The organism is Gordonia terrae, assembly GCF_051789125.1.
Lineage (GTDB): Bacteria > Actinomycetota > Actinomycetes > Mycobacteriales > Mycobacteriaceae > Gordonia > Gordonia terrae_A.
This window is the reverse complement of sequence record NZ_CP196526.1, coordinates 4,759,092-4,780,400: the sequence shown is the minus strand read 5'-3', so window position 1 is coordinate 4,780,400 and position 21,309 is coordinate 4,759,092. Positions and strand designations below refer to the sequence as shown.

The following is a 21,309-nucleotide window of genomic DNA, read 5'->3' as shown; positions in this document are numbered from 1 at the left end:
CAGGACGAGGCTCAGCGCGTGACGCCGAACATCTCCGAGCTCGGCGGGTAGGTGGGCAGCTGCGGCTTCTCGGCGCCGATGATCACGCAGAACAGCGCGTCGGTGTCGCCGACGTTGGCGAGGCTGCGGGGGACGCCGGCGGGCACGCGGATCAGGTCGCGGTAACCGAGACGACGGACCGCCTTCTTGGTGCCGTCCTCCACGTCGTGGACGGCGACCTCGAGCTCACCCTCGAGGACGAAGAACACCTCTTCGACGTCGTGGTGGGTGTGCTCGGGTCCGACGGCCCCGGCGGGCAGGCGCATGTTGGAGAACGTGAAGTGGTCCGACGGCAGGGTCCGGTTGTCGTTCTCGTGGTTGCCGGTGGCGCCCGAGCCGATGTAGCGGATCTGGGCGCGCTTGAAGCGGTCGCCGCCGGCGGCGGCCTGGAAACCCAGTGTGTCCCAGTCCTCGTGGCGGGTCTCGCGGCTGGCGATGCACGAGTCGATCTGCTGCTCGAGGTCGGCGACGGTCTTCTCTGGTGCGGTCATGGTGATGATTCCTCTCGGTGTTCTGGGTGGGATTGGTGCGGAGGTGGTCCGGTCAGGACGAGTGGGCGATCGCCTCGATCTCGACGGTCGCGCCATAGGGCAGCGCGGCCACCTCGACGAACGACCGGGCCGGGCGCGGTGCGTCGAAGACGCTCTCGTAGTGACGGTTCGCGGCATCGCGCAGCGAGACGTCGGTGACGAAATAGGTGGTCTTGACGATGTCTGCGAGGGTCATGTCGATGGTGGCCAGTCGTTCGCCGAGCCGGGCCATCGCCGCGTCGAGTGCGGCCTCGACACCCGGCACGGCCACGCCGTGCTCGTCCACCGACAGTGCGCCGGAGACGAATCCGAAACCGGCGACGGCGAACGCGGGGCTATAGGGGTGCGCGGTGTCGTGGTCTGATGTGGCTGGGGTGGTCGAGGCTGCGGTGGTCGAGGCTGGGGCGGTCATGGGTGTGGTTCCTTCCGTCGGGGTGTGGATGTCGTCGCGATGCACGGATGGCGCGGTCACGGCCGGCGCCCCCATGCGATCGGCTCGTCGCTGCGGTCGAGGTAGATGCTCTTCTGGTCGGAGTACTGGCGAATCGCCTCGCGTCCCTTCTCGGTACCGAGCCCGCTGTCGCGGAGCCCGGTGAACGGCGTCGAGATCGAGAACTGCTTGTAGGTGTTGACCCAGACGGTTCCGGCGTCGACGGCCTCGCCGACCCGCAGGGCGCGGCGGTAGTCCTCGGTCCACACTCCGCAGGCCAGTCCGTAGACGGTGTCGTTGGCCTGCGCCACGACATCGGCCTCGTCGTCGAACGGGATGATCACCGCGACCGGACCGAAGATCTCCTCCTGGCTGATCCGGTCGGTGTTGGCCACCCCGGTCAGCACCGTGGGCGGGTAGTACCAACCATCGGCCAGCGGACCGTCGACGGGAACCGCGCCACCGCAGCGCACTTCGGCGCCGTCGGCCATGGCACGGTTGACCTTCTCGGCCACCGAGTCGCGATGCGCGGCCGAGATCATCGGTGCGACGTCGGTGCCGGGGTCGGTACCCGGGCCCATGCGCAGCTGCTTGGCGCGCCGCACCAGATCGTCGGTGAAGGACTCGACGATGCTGCGCTGCACGAACACTCGCGAGCCGGCGATGCAGCTCTGTCCGCTCGACGAGAAGATGCCATACAGCACGCCCTGCGCGGCGCGTTCGAGATCGGCGTCGGCGAAGACGATGGTCGGGGACTTACCGCCCAGCTCCAGCGTGATCGGCATGAGCTTGTCGGCCGCGATCCGACCGAGGTGGCGCCCGGTGCTCGTCCCACCGGTGAACGACACCTTCGCGACGTCGGGGTGACGCACGATGGCCTCGCCCACGGTCCGACCAGGGCCGGGCAGAACCGAGAGCAGGCCGCGCGGCAGTCCGGCCTCTTCGCAGATACGGGCCAGCAGCAAGGTCACCCATGGCGCCCAGACCGGCGGCTTGCTGATGACCGCGTTGCCCGCTGCGAGCGCGGGCGCCAGCTTCTGGGCGTCGGACGCGATCGGCGAGTTCCACGGGGTGATGGCACCGACGACACCCATCGGACGATGCGTCGACATCGTCAGCCACGGGCCGCGCGGGGTCGTGAGCGCGCCGTCGGAGGTCTCCGCGGCAGCCGCCATGTATCGAAAGGTGTTGGCCGCACTCACAGCCAGTGCCGTCGTCTCGCCGAGGGTCTTGCCGGTGTCGAGGGTCTGCAGCCGCGCGATGCGATCGCGGGCGGCGTCGATCCCGTCGCCGATCCGGTGCAGCACCGCGGCGCGCTCGTGGGGAAGTGCGCTCGCCCAACCGCTTTCGTGCGCAGCTTGCAGACCTGCCCGGACCGCGCTGTCCACGTCCGCCGGTGTCGCCGCGTGCAGGGTCGCGAAGACCCGGCCGGTCGACGGGTCGACGGATTCGATCAGGTCACCGCCACCGACCTCCCAGTGGCCGCCGACGTGGATGCGGTCGTCGAGATCACGGGAGTCGACCGTGAGGTGTTCGGGGGTACTGGTCACGAGGGGCATGCGATTCCGTTCGGGGCAGAAGACCGAGATGGTCCGGAGGAATATCTTTGCGCTAAGACAGTTGTAAAGCCTTAGCGCTAAGAGGTCAACCGGGGAAGTCGCAGTACAGAGCTCTGTAACGCCGGTTTTACGTCGGCGAAACAGCGGAGACGCAGGTCACATGGGGTGTGTCGGCCATCACGGCCCGGCAGAAAATTTTTCGACCGGAGAGGTCAGAGCGCTGCGATCGGATCCGATTCGCCCGGATCGAGACCGTCGCCCAGGACGGCGAAGCGCGCGGAGTGCTCCAGCTTCCCGAGCAGCCTCGCAAGGTCGGCCGCCTCATCCGACGACAGTTCGGCGAGCATCGTCTCGAGTTTCGCGAAGTGTTCGTCGGCGATGCGATCGACCAGTTCCGAGCCGGCCGGCGTGAGTTCGACATAGACGACACGCGCGTCAGATCTGTCGCGCGTGCGCGTGACCAGGCCGGCCTCCTCGAGGCGCTTCACGCGCAGGGACAGACCGCCCGTGGTGACGAGGGTCTGTTCGGCGAGTTCGCCCGCGGTCAGGCGATGGTCGGGGACGGCTCGGCGCAGACAGGCGAGGACGTCGAAACCGGAGTCGGTGATGTCGTGCTCGTCGAAGGTCGACGCGATGCGCGCCTTGTAGACGAGGAAGCTGCGGTGGAGCCGGCCGAAGACCTTCAGGGCCGAGACGTCGAGCTCGGGACGGGCCACGGCCCAGTGGGACACGATGACGTCGACACCATCCATGGTGGTCGAGGTTACCCATCCCCGGAGGTCGGCGGCGGGACCGGCGCCGCCCGGAGGGTCAACGGGTCAGGAAGGAGGTGACGGCTGCCTCGAAGGCGGCCTTGGCCTCGATCATCACCCAGTGCCCACACTTGGGGAAGATGTGAAGTTCCGCGTCGGGGATGAGACGCATCGGGATCATCGACATGTCCGGAGGGCTGACGCGGTCGTCGCGGCCCCAGGTCAGCAGCGTCGGGCAGGCGACCTTGTGCATCGACGCCCAGTACGGCGGGTTGTCGGAGGCGGCCATGAACTGCTGCTGCATCTCGAAAGCCGCTGAGCCGTACATCATCTGCGCCGTCTTCTGCGCGTCGGGATTGATGGCCGCTTCCCATCGCTCCTCGATGAGCTCCTCGGTGACGAGCGAGCGGTCGAAGACCATCGAGTTCAGCCACCGGACCAGCTTGTCCCGTTTGCCGTCGAGGTCACTGTCGGGGGCGTCGGTGAACTCCTGCAGCAGGCGCAGGCCCTCACTGGGGCTGGGGCTGAACACATTCGGGCCGACGCCGCCGATGGTGACGAGCTTCTCGACACGCTCGGGCTTCTTGATCGCCAGGTTGATGCCGACGACGCCACCCATCGAGTTGCCGATCATCGCGGCCTTGTCGATGCCGAGTGCGTCCATGAACCGGATGACCGAACTGCCGGCGGTCAGCACCGGGTGACCTTCGACGGCGTCGCTCACCCCGAACCCGGGGAACTCGATCACGAAGCAGTGGTGTGTCCGCGCGAAGTGCCCGAGGTTCCCGCGGTAGTTGCGCCAACCGGTCACGCCAGGCCCGGAACCGTGCAACAGGATCAGCGGTGGCGCGTCGGCGTCGCCTGCCTCGTGATAGCGCAGCGTGCCCTGGTCGGTCGTCAGTTCCCGTTTGGTCGCATCGAAGGTGACATCCACGACGACCAGACTAGAACGTGTTCTAATCCGTTGTCACCGGGTGGGCATGATCCGACCTATCTGGAGAGGTGAGGTGCCCGACTCCGATGATGTCGTGCAGGATGCGATGCACGATCGCGTCACCGACGACCTCGTAGTGGACCATGCGGCCGACTTTCTCCGATCGGACCCAACCCTGGTCGCGCAGCTTGCGGATCGACTGCGAGGCGGCGTTCTCGGTGATGCCGATACGAGTGGCGAGTTCGGCGACGGTGGAACCGGGCCGGGCGTGCATCTCGGCGACCAGGCGCAACCGCGTCGGGTCGCTGAGCAGCATGAATCGCGCAGCCCACGAGTCCGGGTCGAAGTCGGTCACCGGTACTCCTCGTCGCCTCGGCGGGTGTCTGCAGGTATGCCGCCCATCGTCCACCACCGCCTCCGTTGGCGGCAAATGTGTGTTCGGGAGAACATATGTCTGTGCACACAGATGTGGGGGGAACGTCGTCGACCGTTCGGAGATCGGCCACTGCCGGGGCCGCGGTGCTCCTGGCGACGGTTGCACTCGCCGGGTGCTCGACGTCGGACCGGGCGTCGGCGACCGACCAGATCGTCCTCGGCGAAAGTCAGGAGTTGGGCGACTTCAACCCGATGCTCGGTTACGCACAGCTCGGTGTCTCACCTCTCTACGACGGTCTGCTCATCCCGGCAGCCGACGGTGACGACCGCGTCCCCGACCTCGTCCCGGCGCTCGCCGAGTCGAAACCCGAACGGATAGCGCCCCGGACGTGGCGGGTACCGCTCAGGACTGGTGTGACGTTCTCCGACGGCACCGCCTTCGATGCCGCCGACGTCGTCGCGACCTACCGGGCGCTGGCCGACCCCCTGGTCGCGTCGGAGATCTCGACCGACTTCGCGCCGATCGTCGCCGTCGAAGCCGAAGGGGCGCAGTCGGTCACGGTCCGCATGAACACCGATGCCGACCCGTCGCCGTACCTGCTGGTGGGCGTCGTGCCGTCCGAGCGGGTGGAGAACGCGCCGGCGGCGGAGTGGGCACTGAACACCCAACCGGTGGGGACGGGCGCGTACCGGCTCGAGTCGCTCGACCCCGATCAGGCGGTTCTCGTTGCCCGCGAGGATCATCGGGGTGACCGTCCGGCGGTCCGGCGCATCGTCTACAGCCACGTTCCCGACGACAACACGCGCGCGCAGCGGATCGCGGCCGGAGAGATCGACGGCGCCGGTCTGCCGCCGCGCCTCGCCGACGGTCTCGCGGGTCGCGACGGCATCGACGTGGTCTCGGTGAAGTCCGCGGACTGGCGTGGGATCTCACTGCCCGGGACGAATCCGTTCACCGCCGATCCGGCCGCCCGGCTCGCCTTGAACCTGGGCGTCGACCGGCAGGGCGTCGTCGACGACGTGCTCGCCGGCGCGGGCGAACCCGCCAGTACGCCGGTCGCCTCGGTGTACGGGACCGCCGTGTACGACACGGGTGCACAATTCGCCTTCGACCCCACGGCCGCGGCGGCCGCGCTCGATGACGCCGGATGGCGGGTCGGTGCCGACGGTGTCCGCACCCGGGGTACAGACCGGGCATCGTTCCCGCTGCTCTACAACGCGCAGGACACTCTCCGTCGCGACCTCGCGGTCGCGTTCGCGGCGTCGATGAAGAAGATCGGGGTGGAAGTGCTGACCCGCGGCACCAGCTGGGACGACATCGACTCCGAACTCGGAACAGCGGCGGTGCTTCTGGGTGGAGGGGCGACGCCGTACAGCATCGACTCGCAGGTCTACGACACTCTGCACACCCGCATCCCCGATTCGTCGCCGTACGCCAACCCCGGCGATCTCACCGCTCCCGGGCTCGACGCGCTCCTCGATCAGGCACGCATGAGCGCGCCCGGCCCGGAGAACGATCTGCGGTACAAGCGAATTCAACAGCTATATGTGGAGCAACCGTCCTACGTGTTCCTGGCCTTCCTCCACCACACCTATGTCTCCCGCGGTGCGGGGTGGCACCACGACGCGCCGATCCTCGAGCCCCATTCGCACGGGGTGACCTGGGGGCCGTGGTGGAACTTCCCGTCGTGGCAACCGAACTCGTGACGTCGGTCGTCGCCCCGCCCGAGACGCCCGCGGGGTCAGCAGGTCTCGTCGACACACCCCGCCAGCCGTCGCGGGGGAGGTCCCGCCTGCGCGCCACGGGTGTGCTGCTGCTTCGTCGTCTGCTGCTGATGATCCCCACGACGGTCCTGGTGTCGCTGGGCATCTTCGCGGTCGCCGCGGCGTCTCCCTTCGATCCGCTCACCGCTCACCTGGGTGACAACTACCAGTCGGCGACCCCCGCGCAACGGCAAGCGGTCTCGGCCGCCTACGACCTCGACCAACACTGGCTGCGGTCCTGGTGGAACTGGTGGGGTGCCCTGCTCCACGGCGACCTCGGGTGGTCGTCGACGAAGGGACAACCCGTTGTCGAGGTCATCGGCCAGCGCCTTCCGTTCACACTGGGGATGTCATCGGCGGCACTGCTGTCGGCGGCGGTCGTCGCCATCCTGGTCGGTGCGTTCATCGGCATGCGCCGGGGTGGCCTGCTCGATCGGCTGTGCACGTCGCTCGCCGCCGTGCTCGCCGCGACGCCACCGTTCGTGGTGTCGCTGATCCTGGTCAGCGTGTTCGCGGTCGGACTGGGATGGTTGCCGACCTCTGGTGCCCGACGCCCCGGTGACGACTATTCGGTCGACGGTCTGCTCACCCATGCGGTACTGCCGTATACGGCCCTGACCGTGTCGATGATCCCGTGGTTGCTGCTGACCATGCGCGCCGCCGTCGTCGACGCCGCCGCATCCGATGCGATACGCGCTGCACGCGCCCGGGGCATCGCGGGGCGGAGACTGCTGACGGGTCACATCGTCCCCGTGTCGGTACTGCCGACCCTCGCTCTCCTCGGGACACGGCTCCCCGAACTGATCGCCGGCGCCGCGATCGTCGAGGCGATCTTCGGATGGCCGGGGCTGGCCGAGGCACTGGTCGATTCCGCGGTGGCACTCGACTTCCCGCTGCTGGCCGCGCTTGCCGTCGGGTCGGCGATCCTGGTGCTCGTCGGTTCCGCCCTCTCCGATGCGGCCGCGGTGTGGATCGATCCGCGGATCAGGCTGCGGGCATGACCGAGCGAACCCACGCCACGGCGGCACACACCGGAGCCCGCACGCTCGGCGACCGGGCTCTCCTGCTCGCGCCGTGGATCGTCCTGGGTGTGATCGCGTCTCTCGCCGTCGGCGTGCCCCTGGTGGCGGGTGACCAGACCGCCGACTTCGCCGGGGCGTTGCTCCCGCCCGGCGCCGACGCCCGCCTGGGCACAGATCACTCGGGTTACGACCTCGGCGTGAGAACTGCTGAGGGACTGCGTATCTCGCTCTTCATCGCCGCTCTGTGTGCCGTGATCGCGACGGCGCTGGGCGTGCTGATCGGCGTCGGATCGGTGACGGTGGGTGGATGGTTCGACGCCCTGGTGATGCGAGTCGTCGACGGCGTGAACGCACTGCCGCACCTCGTTGTCGGCGTGGTGATCGCCGCGATGTGGCGGGGCGAGCCGGTCGCGATCATCGCGTCGATCGCCCTGACCCACTGGCCTGCCGTGGCCCGGGTGGTGCGCGCCGAACTGCTCGAGGCGACGTCGTCGGGGTGGGTCGAGGCGGCGCGGCTGTCCGGGGCATCGCGCACCTTCGTCGCGACCCGGCACCTGCTGCCCGCTGTGAGCGGACAGATCCTGGTCGCCATGACCGTGCTGCTCCCACACGCGGTCTGGCACGAGACGACCCTGTCCTTCCTGGGGGTCGGGCTCTCGCCCGACTCCGCGAGCCTGGGCACCCTTCTCGGCCAGGCGCGCGGCGACGTCCTCACCGGAGCGTGGTGGGCCCTCGCGGTGCCGGGCATCGCGCTCATGGTGACGGCACTGGCGTGCGCGGCCGCGGCCGCCTCGTTGCGGCGGCTCACCCTGCCGCCGACGGGGGAGGTCTGGCGGTGAGCGCCCGCCTCGACGACGTGAGCGTCGAGATCGTCGTCCGCGGGCGGTGGCGCCGGTCCGCGGTCCGGGTCCTCGACGACGTCTCACTCGACCTGACGGCCGGTTCGATGACCGCACTCGTCGGCGAGTCCGGCTGCGGCAAATCGATGATCGCGGCGGTGCTGTCCGGGCTCCTGCCTCCCGGGTCCGCCGCGACCGGACGACTCCGTCTGGACGGGGAGGAGTTCGTCGACGACGCGCTTCTCGGCCGTGACCCGAGATGGCGTCGGCTTCGCGGACACCGCGTCGGCCATGTGCCGCAGTCGGCGGCCACCTCGTTCACCCCGGTCCGGACGATCGGTGCCCAGCTCGACGAGGTGATCGCCGCCCTCGGCGGTTCGGCCGATGCCGCTGAACTCTGCCGCCGGGTGCACCTCGATCCCGTCGCGTTGCGGCTGTACCCGCACGAGCTCTCCGGTGGCATGGCACAGCGCGCCGCGATCGCCGCCGCGATCGCCGGCGAGCCCGCGATCCTCGTCGCCGACGAACCCACCTCGGCGCTGGATGCCCACCTCGCGGCCGAGATCTGGGACCTCCTCGCCGCGGCGGCGCTCAGGGGCGCGGCAGTACTGGTGATCACCCACGACATCGAGACGCTGCGCCGGCGGGCCGACACCACGAACGACCGGGTGGCCGTGATGCGCGCCGGCCGCATCGTGGCGCAGGGCGGCTTCGACGCGCTCGCTGCGTCCGACGACGCCTATGTGGCGGAGTTCCTCGAGGCGGTGCGATGACCGCGCTGCTCGGCACCGGCCTCACCGCCCGCTTCGGCGGCACCGTCGTCTTCGACGAACTCGACGTGACCGTGCCCGCCGGGTCGGTCACCGGTGTCGTCGGACGATCGGGGAGCGGCAAGACGACCCTGTTGCGCATCCTCGCCGGACTGGTTCCCGCGGCGGCAGGGCGGGTCGAGTGGCGTGGTGACGACCGCCGACCCTGGGACATCGGGCTACTCGCCCAGCATCCCCGGCTCGTCACCGACCCGCGGTGGACGCTGCGGCGGATCGTCACCGAACCTGCGGCCATCGCGCGACGCGACTGTGATGCCGAACCGATCGCGGCCCGCGTCGGACTCGACGCGGGGCTCCTGGACCGATACCCGTCCCAGGTCAGTGACGGTCAGCTACAGCGTGCGTGTATCGGACGGCTCATCGTGCAGGCGCCGCGCATCCTGCTGTGCGACGAGCCGACGGCCATGCTGGACCCGATGGCCGCGCGTGCGGTGATGACGCTGCTCGACGAACTCGTCGACGATGGCGCCGGCCTGCTGCTGATCAGCCACAACCGCGGGCTCGTGACGGCCCGCGCCGACCGCGTCGTGGATCTCGACCGGCGATGACGGTCACGACTCACATCTGCAGGCGCGCCGCGTCGTCCTCGCCCATCGCGTCCTCGAGGACCTCGGGGGAGTAGTCGAGGTCGATGTCGGCGATGGGTCGTCCGCGGGCGGACTCGATGGCCGACAGCCTGCGCTGCGCACGATCGGCGGCGTAGCCGAGGAACTCGTTGTTGTCGAGGCCGAACGGCTGGACCTCGAACTGTTGGTTCACCCACTCGATCATCCCCAGGGCGAGCGGGAGCAACTCGTTCATGCGCTCGCCGACGGTCTCCCACAGCGAGTCGTCGGCCGCGACGTGGCGTCGGCAGGTGAAGGTGCCCCACGCCATGTGGCGTCGCTCGTCGTCGCCGATGAAGCGGATCAGCTTCTGCATCCCGGGGAAGATGCCGTATCGGGTGCACACCTTCTGCCATGCGTGGTATCCGGTCAGCGCGAGACTGCCCTCGATGACGTGGTTGTAGGTGACGCTCGCCCGGATCTGGTTACGCGGGGACGGGTCGTGATCGAGCGCGTGCAGCGAGTCGGGGAGCTCCTCGTAGAACAGCCGGCGGTAGTACGGGTTGTCGGCGACGAACGCCTGGAGGTCGCCGGTCAGACCGACGGCATCCATCCACCGCCGGAACACCTGGGTGTGTTTGGCCTCCTCGAAGCAGAACTGCGACAGGTACATCTCGTCGCCGAATCGTCCCTCGGACGCCATCGCCTTCATGAACGGCTGGATGTCCTGGGTGACGGCCTCTTCCCCCGCGATGAACTGGCTCACCAGGTAGGTCGAGCTGCGGCGCTGCTCGTCGGACAGCTCGGCCCAGTCCTGTGCGTCCTGGGTGAAGTCGATGGCGACCGGGTCCCAGAACCGGGAGTTGCCTTTGACGAAGAGCCGCAACGGAAATGAATCCCAGTTGAGACCGCCCTGACGCAGCGACGAGAAGTCCTGACGCCCCTGCGCCTTGTGTTCGATGAGAGTCATTCCGGTCACCAGCCAGACACTTCGGGAGTGGAATACCCGACGCTAACCCTTTCCCGGATGCGGAGGCGCAGAATCGGTGAACTCCGTTGCAGCAGCGACCTTCTCCGCCCGGTGATCGCTCCGCGCAAGTGCGCTCGGCCACCAGATCCGTCGCCCGATGTCGAGGGTCAGGGCGGGCACGAGCAGCGTCCGCACGATCAGCGTGTCGACGAGCACCCCGAACGCCACCAGGAACGCGACCTGGAACAGGAACAACAGCGGGATCACCGCGAGCGCGGCGAAAGTCGCCGCGAGGACCACGCCGGCCGAGGTGATGACCCCGCCCGTCGCGGTCAGGCCCCGGATCATTCCGAGCCGCGTCCCGTGCCGGAGCGTCTCCTCACGCACCCGCGTCATCAGGAAGATGTTGTAGTCGATGCCGAGGGCGACGAGGAAGACGAACGCGAACAGCGGCACCACCGGGTCGGCGCCCGGGAAGCCGAACGGTCCGTTGAACAGCAGAGCCGCCACCCCGAGCGTCGCGGCGAACGACAGGACCGTCGTGGCGAGCAGGATGGCCGGCGCGAGGATGCTGCGCAGTAGTGCCACGAGGATGACGAAGACGACAAGCAGCACGATCGGGATGATCAGGTTGCGGTCGTGGATGGAAGTCTCGCGGGTGTCGAGGTCGATCGCGGTGGTGCCGCCGACCAGCGTGTCCGGCACGCCGTCGACAGCCGCGCGGATGGCGATCACGGTGTCCTGCGCGGCCAGCGAGTCGGCGTTGTCGGTGAGCGTCGCGGTGATCGCGACCTTCCCGTCGCGCACCAGCGGGGCGGTGTCGGCGGGGTCGGGGCCCCGCACGAGGTCGGCTCCCGCGACACCCTCGGTGGCCCGCACCTTTTCCAGCACCTGGCCGCCGCTTGCCTCCGCGGTGATGACGTAGGTCGGTGACCCACTGCCCGCGTCGAAGTGCTCGGCCTGCACCTTCGCGCCCTCGACCGATTCCACGGTTCCCATGAAGTAATCGGTCGTGGCGACGCCGTCGGCCTTGAACGTCGGGGCGAACGCGGCGCCGATGAGCAAGAGGATGAGCGTGCCCGCCCAGATGGCGCGCGGTGACGCGGCCACCCGGTCGGCGATGCGCTTCCACAGCCGGTGGGTGGCGCCGGTGTCGGCCGAGGTGGACGGCGCGTACTTCGGTCGGAGCGGCCAGAACGCGGTGCGCCCGAGCAGCGCCAGCGCGGCGGGCAGGAACGTCATCGACGCCAGGAACGACGCCACGATGCCGAGCGCCGCGACCGGGCCGAGGCTCTTGTTGGAGTTCAGATCCGACAGCAGCAGACACAGGACGCCGGCGATGACCGTGCCGGCCGAGGCGCCGACCGGTTCGATGGTCGCCCGCCACGCCTGCCGGATGGCCGCGTACTTGTCGTCGGTGGCGATGAGTTCCTCGCGATACCGCGAGACCAGCAGCAGCGCGTAGTCGGTCGCCGCCCCGAAGACGAGGATGAACAGGATTCCCTGACTCTGACCGTTGAGGTCGAGGACACCCTGCTTGGTCAGGAAGTAGACCGCCCCCGACGCCAGGCCCAGGGCGAAGATCGCCGAGACCAGCACGACGAACGGCAGGATCGGGCTGCGGTACACGACGATGAGGATCAGGATCACCACGGAACCGGCCACCAGCAGCAGCAGGCCGTCGATGCCGGCGAAGGCTTCGCCGAGATCGGCGACCTGGCCCGCCGGGCCGGTGACGGCCACGTCCAGGCCGGCCGGCGCGTCGGCCAGCGCCTCGCGCAGCACTTCGACGGTGTCGGCGGGTTCACCCTCCGTGGAGATCGGTACGAAGAGTTCGGCGGCCTCGCCGTCCTCCGACGGGATCGGCGGCGAGACGGCCGGGCCGAAACCGTCGGTGCCCGCCAGCGGCGCGGTGGCGGTGGTCAGGAACTCGAGATCACCCGGGGTGATCCCGCCGGTCCGTTCCGCGATGACGATCGCGGGGATCTCGTCGGTGTCCTGGAAATCGGCGAGCAGATTCTGGACCTGCGTCGACTCGGCAGAGGACGGGAGAAACGTGCTGTTGTCATTGCTCGCGACGCTCGCCAGCTGCCCGGCGAAGGGGCCGGTCACACCGCCGATGACGAGCCAGCCGAGGAGGAGCAGGGCCGGGATGAGCCAGCGCATCCTGCGAACGGGACGGGGACTCGAATCGGACGTGTCCGGCATGCGTTCATCGTGACACGCGTCGGCTGCGCGCGCGGTCGACCCGCGCCGAGAAAACGGCTGCATGCCCGCGGATTCGGTGTCGTCGACCGTCCGGATGGCGCACTGACCCGCTCGCTGGAACACCACACGCAATCTTGTGCCATGGATCGGGTGAATCTGCTGCGCCCGACTCCGAGTTCGACCACCATGTGATCTACGTCGCATAAGCAGACGGCGATATCTGACGCCCCCAGTGGGGCGGCACGAGCAAGGGAGCACGTATGAAGACCAAGGGTGCAGTTCTGCGGAATCCGGGCGAAGAGTGGAAGATCGAGGAATTCGAACTCGGTGACCCGGTGGCGGGCGAGGTCCAGGTCAAGCTCGTCAGCTCGGGCCTGTGCCACTCCGACCATCATCTGCGGACCGGTGACAGCCCCGCGCCGATGCCGGTCCTCGGCGGCCACGAGGGCGCGGGTGTGGTGACGAAGGTCGGCCCAGGCGTCACGAAGCTCAAAGAAGGCGACCACGTCGTCACCGCGTTCATCCCCGCCTGCGGAACCTGCGAGCCGTGCTCGCGCGGTCAGCAGAACATCTGCGACGAGGGAGCCCGCCTGCTGACGGGTCTGTCCATCTCCGACGACACCAACCGCGCGTTCACCTCCGACGGGCTCCCCCTCGTGCAGATGTGCATGCTCGGTACCTTCGCGCCGTACATCACCGTGAACCAGGCGTCGCTGGTCAAGATCGAAGACGACATCCCGCTGCAGGCGGCTGCACTGCTCGGCTGCGGCGTCGCGACCGGATGGGGTTCGGCCGTGGAGATCGGCGGCACGCACGCCGGTGACACCGTGGTGGTCGTCGGCATCGGTGGAGTCGGCATCAACTCGATCCAGGGTGCGGCCGCCGCCGGCGCACGCAACGTCATCGCCGTCGATCCGGTGCCGTTCAAGTTGCAGATGGCCGAGAAACTCGGTGCGACACACACCTTCCCGTCGATGGAAGCCGCGCTCGAGGCGATCGGTGACATCACGTGGGGCAAGATGGCCAACACCACGATCCTCACCGTGGGCGAGATCGACGGCTCGATGATCGCCCCCGCCCTCGCGCTCACCGGCAAGGCAGGGCAGGTCGTCGTGGTCGGCATGGGCAACTTCCAGTCGATGGACGCCCAGATGAACCTGTTCGACCTCACCCTCATGCAGAAGCGCGTGCAGGGCGCGATCTTCGGTGGCGCGAGCCCGCGCACGCAGGTACCGGCACTGCTCAACGAATACCGTGCCGGAAAGCTCAACCTCGACGACCTGGTGACCAAGACCTACCGGCTCGACCAGATCAACGAGGCCTACGACGACATGCTGGCGGGCAACAACATTCGCGGCATGATCGTCTACGGCGAGGACGACTACTGAGCCCGGCCGCCTGAGCTGCGGTCCGGATCAACCCGGTCCCGTTCAACCCGGTCCCGTTCAACCCCGGTCCCGTTCAACGACGCCAGGTCACCGTCCGGTGACCTGGCGTCGCTGGGTCACCAGCAGATTGAGGAACCGGACGCCGAGTCCGAGTAGCAGCAGGGTGCTCGCCATCTGGATGGAGACCGCGATACGCGCCCCCTGCGAATCCGGCGCGATGTCACCGAAACCCGTCGTGGTGAACACGGTCAGACAGAAGTAGAGGGCGTCGACCCGGGTGAGCGACTCGTTGAAGCTCCCGGGATCGTACTCGGAGAACAGGAAATACGTCGTTGCGAAGGCGACGATGTAGAACCCGGCCAGCGCGACGAGCATCTCCATCGCGGTCGCGACCGGACGGTCGGAGTGCGCGAACTTGCGGACCTCCCAGACGCAGAACGCCAGCAGCAGAACCGCGCCCAGCACCAACCCGAGATAGTTCAGATCGCTCGCCTTGTCGATGGGCAGCAGAAAATACTCGGCGAGCAGGATGACCGCCGCACCGATCGGGCGGAGCAGAGCGACCGTGAGTTCGCGCCCCCGCACCAGCCCGAGAGAGCCGGCCGTACCCGGCGCCGCCGGGGAACTCGTGTTCTGGGATCCTCCGTCAGCGTCGGGCACCGCGTTCACCAGATCCGGACGCGCTCAGCCTCGTCCAGATACAGTGCGTCACCCGGCTTCACGTCGAACGCCTCATAGAAGGCGTCCATGTTGCGGACGACGCCGTTGCACCGGAACTCCGGCGGCGAATGCGGATCGATGGACAGTCGACGGATGGCCTCGGCGTCGCGGGTCTTGGTCCGCCAGATCTGAGCCCAGCTGAAGAACACACGCTGGATGCCGGTCAACCCGTCGATCACCGGCGGCGCACTCGCTTCGCTCCCGGCGCCGGTGTCATTCGGCCCGCTCGCTTCGCTCCCGGCGCCGTCGGGATTCGGCCCGCTCGCTTCGCTCCCGGCGCCGGGTTCGTTGGCGATCTGATACGCGACGAGACCGATCGACAACCCACCGAGGTCACCGATGTTCTCGCCGATCGTGAACTCGCCGTTGACCTTGTACTCGGAGTCGAGGCCGACCGGGGTGAACTCGCCGTACTGATCGATCAGTTTGCGCGTGCGCGACGAGAACTCGGTCCGGTCGGCGTCGGTCCACCAGTCGACGAGATTGCCGTCGCCGTCGTACTTTGCGCCCTGGTCGTCGAAACCGTGGCCGATCTCATGACCGATCACCGCGCCGATCCCGCCGTAGTTGGCGGCGTCATCGGCCTCGGGGTCGAAGAACGGTGGCTGCAGGATCGCGGCGGGGAACACGATCTCGTTCATGCCGGGGTTGTAGTAGGCGTTGACCGTCTGCGGCGTCATGAACCACTCGTCGTGGTCGACCGGCGAGCCGATCTTCGCGAACTCGCGATCCTGCTCGAACGACGATGCGCGCGCGACGTTCCCGATGAGGTCGCCGCGATCGACGCACAGCGAGCTGTAGTCCCGCCACTTGGCCGGGTAGCCGACCTTCGGGGTGAACTTGCCGAGTTTGACCAGGGCCTTCTCCCGGGTGTCGGGGGTCATCCACGGCAGGTCGGAGATGTTGCGGCGGTAGGCCTCGACGAGGTTGGCGATCAGCTCGTCCATCCGGGCCTTGGCCTCCGGTGGGAAGTGCTTGGCCACATACAGTTTGCCGACCGCGAAACCCATCGCCGCCTCGACGAAGCCGACGCCGCGCTTCCAGCGGTCGCGGTTGGCCTCGGCGCCGGTGAGGGTGCGGCCGTAGAAGTCGAAGTTCTCGTCGACGAACACCGACGAGAGGTAGGGGGCCGCCGAATGCAGCAGGCGCCACGTCAGCCACGTCTTCCATTCCTCGAGCGGCCGTGACCCGATGAGACCGGAGACCCCGGACACGAAGGACGGCTGTGCGACGACGACCTCACCGAAGGTCGCATCGCCGCTGGTGCCCAGCCCGCCGAACCACTCGCTGAGCGGGAACCCGTCTGCGGTGGACGACAATTCGTCCAGCGACATCAGGTTGTAGGTGAGCTCGGCATCGCGGCGGCGGACCACGTCCCAGTGCTCCGCGGCGATCGCGGTCTCGAGGTCGAGCACGGTTGCGGCACGCGCGGCGGCGTCATCGAACCCGGCCAGCGCGAACATCCGCTCGACGTGCGCGACATACGCCGTCCGGGTGTCGGCATGCTTGTCGGTGCCGTCGGAACCGGGCCGGTAGTACGACTCGTCGGGCAGTCCGAGCCCGGACTGGGTGAGGTGCACGAGGTAGCGGTCGGACTGGCGGGCGTCGGTGTCGACGTAGTAGCCGAACAGTCCGCCCGTCCCGTGTCGTTGCAGCCGGCCGAGGCGACGAGCGAGCGCGTCGACGGAGTCGAGGGCCGCGATCTTCTCCAGCTCGCCGCTGATCGGGCCGATCCCGAGGGCTTCGATGTGGTCGGTGTCCATGAACGACGCGTAGAGATCGCCGATCTTCTGTTCGTCCGACCCGCTCTCCGGGTTTGACGCCGCGCACTCGGTGATGATGTCGCGGACGTTCTCCTCCGAGTTGTCGCGCAGCACGTGGAACGCGCCGTCGACCGAACGGTCTTCGGGAATGACATGCGAGTCGAGCCACTTCCCGTTCACGTGCGCGAACAGATCGTCCTGGATGCGGACGGACTCGTCGACCCATTCGAGGTCGAGGCCGGACTTGAGGTCTGTGTTCGATGCAGTCACGCGTTCCATCCTGACACCCGATCGGCAATTCGTCAGCCGCGTCAGCCGTGGGCGGAAATCGCGGTACCGATCCCCGTCATCGAGGCGGGCACTCCACCTACGCTGAACGGATGGACGAAATCTATGACGTCGTCGTGATCGGTGGCGGACCCGTCGGCGAGAACGTCGCCGACTACGCCATCCGGGGCAGCGATCGCACGGCGGCCGTCATCGAGCACGAACTGATGGGTGGCGAGTGCTCGTACTGGGCGTGCATGCCGAGCAAAGCGCTGCTGGGTCCGGGGGCTGCGCTCGCGGGTGCCCGAGCGCTGGCGGGTGCGCGTGAACGGGTGAGCGGGGAGCGGCCGGACCCCGCCGCGGTGCTGGGCTGGCGGGACACCGTGACCAGCCGCGATGATTCCGGCCTCGGGCACGACGATGCCGGTCAGGTTCGCTGGGCCGAAGGTGCCGGTGTCCATGTGCTCCGCGGGCACGGGCGGATCTCGGGTGAGCGACAGGTCACCGTCGGCGACACGGTGGTCACCGCGCGGCATGCAGTGGTCGTCGCGACGGGGAGCACGGCGTCGATCCCGCCCACCCCCGGCCTCGCCGAGGCGAACCCGTGGACGTCCCGCGACGCGACGAACGTCGTCGAGATCCCGGACCGCATCCTGGTTCTCGGTGGTGGCGTCGTGGCCTGTGAGGCGGTGACCTGGCTGCTCGACCTCGGCGTGCGCCAGGTGGTGATGGCCATCCGGGGTGACCGGTTGCTGCCGAAGATGGAGTCGTTCGTCTCCCAGCGGATCGCGGACTCACTGCGGGCTCGCGGGGCCGACATCCGCTTCGGAACCACCATCGAGTCCGTCGACCGTCCCGACGCCGCGCACACCGGTTACGGCCGCATCCACGGAGGCCCGGCCACCGTGCGTCTCGCCGGGGACGGCGCGGGGGACGTGGTCGTCGACGAGATCCTGGTGGCCGCCGGAAGGTCACCGGCCACAGGAGATCTCGGGCTGGAGACGGTGGGACTCGCGCCGGGTCGTCCGATTGGCGTGGATGATCAGCTGACGGTCGCGGACCGGTCGTGGTTGTACGCGGTCGGCGACGTCAACGGCCGAAACGCGTTGACCCACATGGGTAAATACCAGGCGCGTGTGGCGGGCGACGTGATCGCCGCACGGGCGGAGGGGCGATCGCTCGACGATCCCCGGTTCGTCGCGAGCGCCGACCACGGCGCGGTCCCGCAGGTGGTGTTCACCCGACCGGGGGTCGCCTCGGTGGGAGTCACCGAGCAGCAGGCCAGAGACAGCGGTGTCGACGTGCGGGTCGCCGATGGCGACATCTCGGTCGCCGGCTCGTATCTCGTCGATGCCGACTACTCCGGGCATGCGTGCCTTGTCGTCGACGCGACGCGCGATGTCCTCGTCGGCGCCACGTTCGTGGGTGCGCAGACCGCCGAACTCGTCCACTCGGCGACGGTGGCGATCGTCGGCGAGGTCCCGTTGTCGCGGTTGTGGCACGCGGTCCCGTCGTATCCGACGGTCAGCGAGGTGTGGCTGCGTCTCCTCGATCAGTTGAGGTGAACGGTCAGAAGCTGAACCCCTTCACCTTCTCGGCCCGGATGATGATCCGGACCCAGTCGTCTGCCACGATCTCGGCGAGTTCCTGTGCGCGGGCGGGATCGTCGAGGTCCCAGTAGCGCTCGGCGAGTCGGGTGGCGAGTTCTCGCGCGGCCGCGGTGTCGGACACGACCATGGCCGGACCCGACACCGACATCCATCGTTCGCGTTCGTCGGCCGGCGATGCGATCACGATCGACGCCCGCGGGTCATCCGCGAGGCGCCGCACCTTGAGTGAGTCGGGGCCGGTGAACAGCTGGATCGTTCCGTCCGCGGATGCCTCGAACCAGACCGGCCGGGGCTGCGGGGGTGTCGGACCGCTGGCCGTCGAGAAGAACCCGAGAAGTGGGCGCCCGAGGAACTCGAGTTCGTCGGCGGTGAAGGTGGCGGTCGAGACGGACTCTGTTCGGGCTGCGTTCTGATCGCTCATGGTCGATACAACGGACCAAGCGGTCAGACATTCCCGGCACAGTGGTCTGACCACTTGACCACCTGTCCGCTCGACGCTACCGTCGCTTCATGCCGTTCGAGCCCGTGTCGCAGCAGACCGCACCCGAGATCGTGTTCGACCAGATCGTCGAGGGTGTGCTGTCCGGCGACCTGTCGGCGGGAGAGGCGCTGCCCAGTGAGCGCGAGTTGGCGCGCATCCTCGGAGTCTCCCGGCCCACCGTGCGCGAAGCCCTCAAGCGTGTGGCCGCCGCCGGCCTCGTCACCATTCGTCAAGGCGACGGTGCGCGGGTTCAGGACATCGCCCGTGCCGGCGGACTCGATCTGCTTCCGCGGCTGCTGATCCGGGGCGGCGCGCTCGTGCCCGGGGTGGCCCGCTCGATCGTCGAGGCGCGGGCGGCGATCGGGCCTGACGTCGCCCGACTGGCGGCGCAACGAGCCGACGACGGCCACCTCGCCAGGCTCGAGGCGGTGGTCACCGAGCTTGCGGCCGGACCGGATCCCGTCGGACAACAGGTGGTGGCGCTGGAGTTCTGGAGCACGGTGATCGACGCGGCCGACTCGATCGCGTTCCGGCTCATGTACAACTCGCTGCGCGCCGCCTACGAGCCGGCGGTCCCCGCACTCGCGGCGGTCCTGGAGCCCGAGGTCGGCAACATCGCGGGCTACCGGGCGCTCGTCGCGGCCATCGCGGCACACGACGCCGATGGCGCGGAAAGCGCTGCCCGTGGGTTGCTCGCACCCGCCACGGCCGCTCTGCTCGAGCTCTGTCGGGCACTCGAAGACGCCGAATCCGAACCAGGAAAGGGGAAGTGATGTCCACCGACGACATCGACGCCACAGCGCGGCGGCAGGTCGCCGCCGAGGAACGCCGCATGAGGTCACGCCGGTCGATGACCCTGCGCGCCGCGTTCGCCGAGTTCCTCCGGCACCCGTCGCCATGGATCATGGCCGCATTTCTGTTGATCGCGCTCACCGCGCGGATGTGGCTGGGCGACTGGGGGATCGCCGATCTCCTCGTGCCCGTGGTGATGGTCGCGAGCTTCCCGCCGGCGGAGTGGCTGATCCACGTCTTCGTCCTGCACTGGCGGCCCAAGCGGCTCGGGCCGGTCACGATCGACCCGCTCGTCGCCCGCAAACACCGTGAGCACCATTCTGATCCGCGGGACATCCCGCTGGTCTTCATTCCGTGGCAGGTACTGGTCACGGTGGTGCTCGCGGCCGTCGCGGTGGGCCTCGTGGTGTTCGCCAGTCCTCAACGCGGACTCACCTTCATGATGGTGTTGGCCGCGATCGGGCTGGTGTACGAGTGGACGCATTACCTGATCCACTCGGATTATCGTCCCCGGCACGCGTTCTACCGGACGCTGTGGCGCAATCACCGGTTCCACCACTACCGCAACGAGCACTACTGGTTCGCCGTCACCACCGCGGGCACCGTCGACCGCCTCATGCACACCTACCCCGACCCCGAATCCATCGAGAAGTCGCCGACCGCAAAGGATCTGCACGCCCTGCAGGCAGACCACCGGGCGGTCAGGAGTTGAAGCGGGTTACGGCGTAGGGCCCAGATCCACCAGAGATGGACAGACGCGGCGGCGTCAGGGCGCCGCGTTTGTCCATTGGGGGTGGGTGTGTGCCGGCCGGACCAGGTCGGCATCAGGGGTGCTCGGTCACCCGCGGGTGAGTCGAGAGGGACCAGGCGTGGACGCCAGCTCGTCGATCACCGGTCCGAAAGCGTGGTCCAGGTGCGCCGCGTGCGACGTCCCGCCGAGGACGCGTCGGCGGAACCCGCACAGGCCGGCGAGGGCATCGACCGATGCGTACCGTGCCGCTGAGGATCGCTCGCCCACCGTGAGGGTCACCGACGCGGCGTCGACGAGTGGTTTGCGCGGCTCGAAGGCACGGAACATCGCGAGTTCCCTTGCCACGACGGTGGAGTCGGCCGACGTCATCTCCGCACTCCAACCCGGCCCGTAGAGCGCGCGCCCGAAACCGGGAACACCGAACTTCCCGAACCCGTCGACGACAGAGTCGAGCAGACCCGGAGCGAGTGACCCGGCGGCCGGTTCGTGGAGAACGGCCATCGCCATCTCGACGCCACGGGCGGCCAGTTCGACGCCGAGCGTGGCGCCCCCGCTCACCGCGAAGACCACTGCGCCCTCACACCGTGGCGCGAGGAACTCGACTTCGGTGTCGAGGCAACCGGATTGGGGCCGGATCGGGACGTCGACGTCGTATCCGACGGCGATGAGAGCGCGTGCCGTCGAGTCCCACACCGGTGGGTCGGTGGCCACGCCACACACCAGGACCGCCCGCCGCGATG

Annotated in this window: 21 protein-coding genes; 9 read left to right on the top strand and 12 right to left on the bottom strand. The window is 68.6% G+C overall.

Going from position 1 to position 21,309, the window contains the following annotated elements; translation table 11 throughout:
* Positions 1-11: 11 nt before the first annotated feature.
* The 6 genes from ACSUZC_RS21785 to ACSUZC_RS21760 form a co-directional block, all read right to left on the bottom strand.
* Positions 12-530 carry a cupin domain-containing protein gene (locus ACSUZC_RS21785; protein WP_388055898.1) on the bottom strand — a complete coding sequence of 173 codons (519 nt, stop codon included), beginning with the start codon at positions 528-530 and terminating at the stop codon, positions 12-14.
* Positions 531-582: 52 nt separating this feature from the next.
* Positions 583-981 carry a RidA family protein gene (locus tag ACSUZC_RS21780; protein WP_439030525.1) on the bottom strand — a complete coding sequence of 133 codons (399 nt, stop codon included), beginning with the start codon at positions 979-981 and terminating at the stop codon, positions 583-585.
* A 56-nt stretch (positions 982-1,037) separates the two neighbouring features.
* Positions 1,038-2,558, bottom strand: coding sequence for an aldehyde dehydrogenase (locus ACSUZC_RS21775; RefSeq protein WP_439030524.1), 1,521 nt, complete (start codon positions 2,556-2,558; stop codon positions 1,038-1,040).
* Between the two features lie 212 nt (positions 2,559-2,770).
* A complete protein-coding gene (locus tag ACSUZC_RS21770) occupies positions 2,771-3,310 on the bottom strand; it encodes a MarR family winged helix-turn-helix transcriptional regulator (protein ID WP_439030523.1) in 540 nt (179 codons plus the stop codon).
* A 58-nt stretch (positions 3,311-3,368) separates the two neighbouring features.
* Positions 3,369-4,244, bottom strand: a complete 876-nt coding sequence (locus ACSUZC_RS21765; RefSeq protein ID WP_439030522.1) for an alpha/beta fold hydrolase — start codon at positions 4,242-4,244, stop codon at positions 3,369-3,371.
* 22 nt (positions 4,245-4,266) lie between these two features.
* Positions 4,267-4,599 carry an ArsR/SmtB family transcription factor gene (locus ACSUZC_RS21760; RefSeq protein ID WP_439030521.1) on the bottom strand — a complete coding sequence of 111 codons (333 nt, stop codon included), beginning with the start codon at positions 4,597-4,599 and terminating at the stop codon, positions 4,267-4,269.
* Positions 4,600-4,694: 95 nt separating this feature from the next.
* Between ACSUZC_RS21760 and ACSUZC_RS21755 the strand changes: the two genes are divergently transcribed.
* The 5 genes from ACSUZC_RS21755 (at position 4,695) to ACSUZC_RS21735 (ending at position 9,622) form a co-directional block, all read left to right on the top strand.
* Positions 4,695-6,326 carry an ABC transporter substrate-binding protein gene (locus ACSUZC_RS21755; protein ID WP_439030520.1) on the top strand — a complete coding sequence of 544 codons (1,632 nt, stop codon included), beginning with the start codon at positions 4,695-4,697 and terminating at the stop codon, positions 6,324-6,326.
* Positions 6,327-6,454: 128 nt separating this feature from the next.
* Positions 6,455-7,384 (top strand): ABC transporter permease, encoded by a 930-nt coding sequence (locus ACSUZC_RS21750; RefSeq protein ID WP_439033202.1) that lies wholly within the window; start codon positions 6,455-6,457, stop codon positions 7,382-7,384.
* Positions 7,381-8,244 carry an ABC transporter permease gene (locus ACSUZC_RS21745; protein WP_439030519.1) on the top strand — a complete coding sequence of 288 codons (864 nt, stop codon included), beginning with the start codon at positions 7,381-7,383 and terminating at the stop codon, positions 8,242-8,244. Before ACSUZC_RS21750 ends, ACSUZC_RS21745 begins: the two co-directional genes overlap by 4 nt.
* Positions 8,241-9,017: an ATP-binding cassette domain-containing protein gene (locus ACSUZC_RS21740; protein ID WP_439030518.1), complete on the top strand. Its 777-nt coding sequence runs from the start codon at positions 8,241-8,243 to the stop codon at positions 9,015-9,017. The genes ACSUZC_RS21745 and ACSUZC_RS21740 overlap by 4 nt, the downstream gene beginning before the upstream one ends.
* Positions 9,014-9,622, top strand: a complete 609-nt coding sequence (locus ACSUZC_RS21735; protein ID WP_439030517.1) for an ABC transporter ATP-binding protein — start codon at positions 9,014-9,016, stop codon at positions 9,620-9,622. The genes ACSUZC_RS21740 and ACSUZC_RS21735 overlap by 4 nt, the downstream gene beginning before the upstream one ends.
* A 10-nt stretch (positions 9,623-9,632) precedes the next feature.
* Here ACSUZC_RS21735 and ACSUZC_RS21730 read toward each other — a convergent pair whose 3' ends face one another.
* Both ACSUZC_RS21730 and ACSUZC_RS21725 read right to left on the bottom strand, forming a co-directional pair.
* Entirely contained in the window at positions 9,633-10,589 is a 957-nt protein-coding gene (locus tag ACSUZC_RS21730; RefSeq protein ID WP_439033201.1) for a R2-like ligand-binding oxidase, read from the bottom strand.
* 42 nt (positions 10,590-10,631) lie between these two features.
* The gene (locus ACSUZC_RS21725; protein ID WP_439030516.1) at positions 10,632-12,797 is read right to left on the bottom strand and encodes an MMPL family transporter; all 2,166 of its coding nucleotides are present in this window, start codon (positions 12,795-12,797) and stop codon (positions 10,632-10,634) included.
* Positions 12,798-13,057: 260 nt separating this feature from the next.
* Here ACSUZC_RS21725 and ACSUZC_RS21720 point away from each other — a divergent pair, with 260 nt between their 5' ends.
* Entirely contained in the window at positions 13,058-14,185 is a 1,128-nt protein-coding gene (locus ACSUZC_RS21720) for an NDMA-dependent alcohol dehydrogenase (protein ID WP_439030515.1), read from the top strand.
* Positions 14,186-14,272: 87 nt separating this feature from the next.
* On the opposite strand, the gene ACSUZC_RS21715 is transcribed toward ACSUZC_RS21720, so the two are convergent.
* On the bottom strand, positions 14,273-14,845 hold the full coding sequence (locus tag ACSUZC_RS21715) for a potassium channel family protein (protein WP_439030514.1): 573 nt from the start codon (positions 14,843-14,845) through the stop codon (positions 14,273-14,275).
* 5 nt (positions 14,846-14,850) lie between these two features.
* On the bottom strand, positions 14,851-16,947 hold the full coding sequence (locus tag ACSUZC_RS21710) for a M13 family metallopeptidase (RefSeq protein ID WP_439030513.1): 2,097 nt from the start codon (positions 16,945-16,947) through the stop codon (positions 14,851-14,853).
* A 101-nt stretch (positions 16,948-17,048) separates the two neighbouring features.
* Between ACSUZC_RS21710 and ACSUZC_RS21705 the strand changes: the two genes are divergently transcribed.
* Entirely contained in the window at positions 17,049-18,500 is a 1,452-nt protein-coding gene (locus ACSUZC_RS21705) for a dihydrolipoyl dehydrogenase family protein (protein ID WP_439030512.1), read from the top strand.
* Positions 18,501-18,504: 4 nt separating this feature from the next.
* Here the strand turns inward: ACSUZC_RS21705 and ACSUZC_RS21700 are convergent, their stop codons facing one another.
* The gene (locus ACSUZC_RS21700) at positions 18,505-18,966 is read right to left on the bottom strand and encodes a pyridoxamine 5'-phosphate oxidase family protein (RefSeq protein ID WP_439030511.1); all 462 of its coding nucleotides are present in this window, start codon (positions 18,964-18,966) and stop codon (positions 18,505-18,507) included.
* Positions 18,967-19,055: 89 nt separating this feature from the next.
* Between ACSUZC_RS21700 and ACSUZC_RS21695 the strand changes: the two genes are divergently transcribed.
* A complete protein-coding gene (locus ACSUZC_RS21695; protein ID WP_439030510.1) occupies positions 19,056-19,799 on the top strand; it encodes a FadR/GntR family transcriptional regulator in 744 nt (247 codons plus the stop codon).
* Entirely contained in the window at positions 19,799-20,530 is a 732-nt protein-coding gene (locus ACSUZC_RS21690) for a sterol desaturase family protein (protein WP_439030509.1), read from the top strand. Before ACSUZC_RS21695 ends, ACSUZC_RS21690 begins: the two co-directional genes overlap by 1 nt.
* A gap of 126 nt (positions 20,531-20,656) precedes the next feature.
* Here ACSUZC_RS21690 and ACSUZC_RS21685 read toward each other — a convergent pair whose 3' ends face one another.
* On the bottom strand, positions 20,657-21,280 hold the full coding sequence (locus tag ACSUZC_RS21685) for an alpha/beta fold hydrolase (RefSeq protein WP_439030508.1): 624 nt from the start codon (positions 21,278-21,280) through the stop codon (positions 20,657-20,659).
* Between the last annotated feature and the right edge of the window lie 29 nt (positions 21,281-21,309).

Coding starts and splice junctions, on each gene's coding strand:
- ACSUZC_RS21785 (WP_388055898.1), bottom strand. CDS start 530: ATGACCGCACCAGAGAAGACCGTCGCCGACCTCGAGCAGCAGATCGAC.
- ACSUZC_RS21780 (WP_439030525.1), bottom strand. CDS start 981: ATGACCGCCCCAGCCTCGACCACCGCAGCCTCGACCACCCCAGCCACA.
- ACSUZC_RS21775 (WP_439030524.1), bottom strand. CDS start 2,558: ATGCCCCTCGTGACCAGTACCCCCGAACACCTCACGGTCGACTCCCGT.
- ACSUZC_RS21770 (WP_439030523.1), bottom strand. CDS start 3,310: ATGGATGGTGTCGACGTCATCGTGTCCCACTGGGCCGTGGCCCGTCCC.
- ACSUZC_RS21755 (WP_439030520.1), top strand. CDS start 4,695: ATGTCTGTGCACACAGATGTGGGGGGAACGTCGTCGACCGTTCGGAGA.
- ACSUZC_RS21750 (WP_439033202.1), top strand. CDS start 6,455: ATGATCCCCACGACGGTCCTGGTGTCGCTGGGCATCTTCGCGGTCGCC.
- ACSUZC_RS21745 (WP_439030519.1), top strand. CDS start 7,381: ATGACCGAGCGAACCCACGCCACGGCGGCACACACCGGAGCCCGCACG.
- ACSUZC_RS21735 (WP_439030517.1), top strand. CDS start 9,014: ATGACCGCGCTGCTCGGCACCGGCCTCACCGCCCGCTTCGGCGGCACC.
- ACSUZC_RS21730 (WP_439033201.1), bottom strand. CDS start 10,589: ATGACTCTCATCGAACACAAGGCGCAGGGGCGTCAGGACTTCTCGTCG.
- ACSUZC_RS21725 (WP_439030516.1), bottom strand. CDS start 12,797: ATGCCGGACACGTCCGATTCGAGTCCCCGTCCCGTTCGCAGGATGCGC.
- ACSUZC_RS21720 (WP_439030515.1), top strand. CDS start 13,058: ATGAAGACCAAGGGTGCAGTTCTGCGGAATCCGGGCGAAGAGTGGAAG.
- ACSUZC_RS21710 (WP_439030513.1), bottom strand. CDS start 16,947: ATGGAACGCGTGACTGCATCGAACACAGACCTCAAGTCCGGCCTCGAC.
- ACSUZC_RS21705 (WP_439030512.1), top strand. CDS start 17,049: ATGGACGAAATCTATGACGTCGTCGTGATCGGTGGCGGACCCGTCGGC.
- ACSUZC_RS21700 (WP_439030511.1), bottom strand. CDS start 18,966: ATGAGCGATCAGAACGCAGCCCGAACAGAGTCCGTCTCGACCGCCACC.
- ACSUZC_RS21695 (WP_439030510.1), top strand. CDS start 19,056: ATGCCGTTCGAGCCCGTGTCGCAGCAGACCGCACCCGAGATCGTGTTC.
- ACSUZC_RS21690 (WP_439030509.1), top strand. CDS start 19,799: ATGTCCACCGACGACATCGACGCCACAGCGCGGCGGCAGGTCGCCGCC.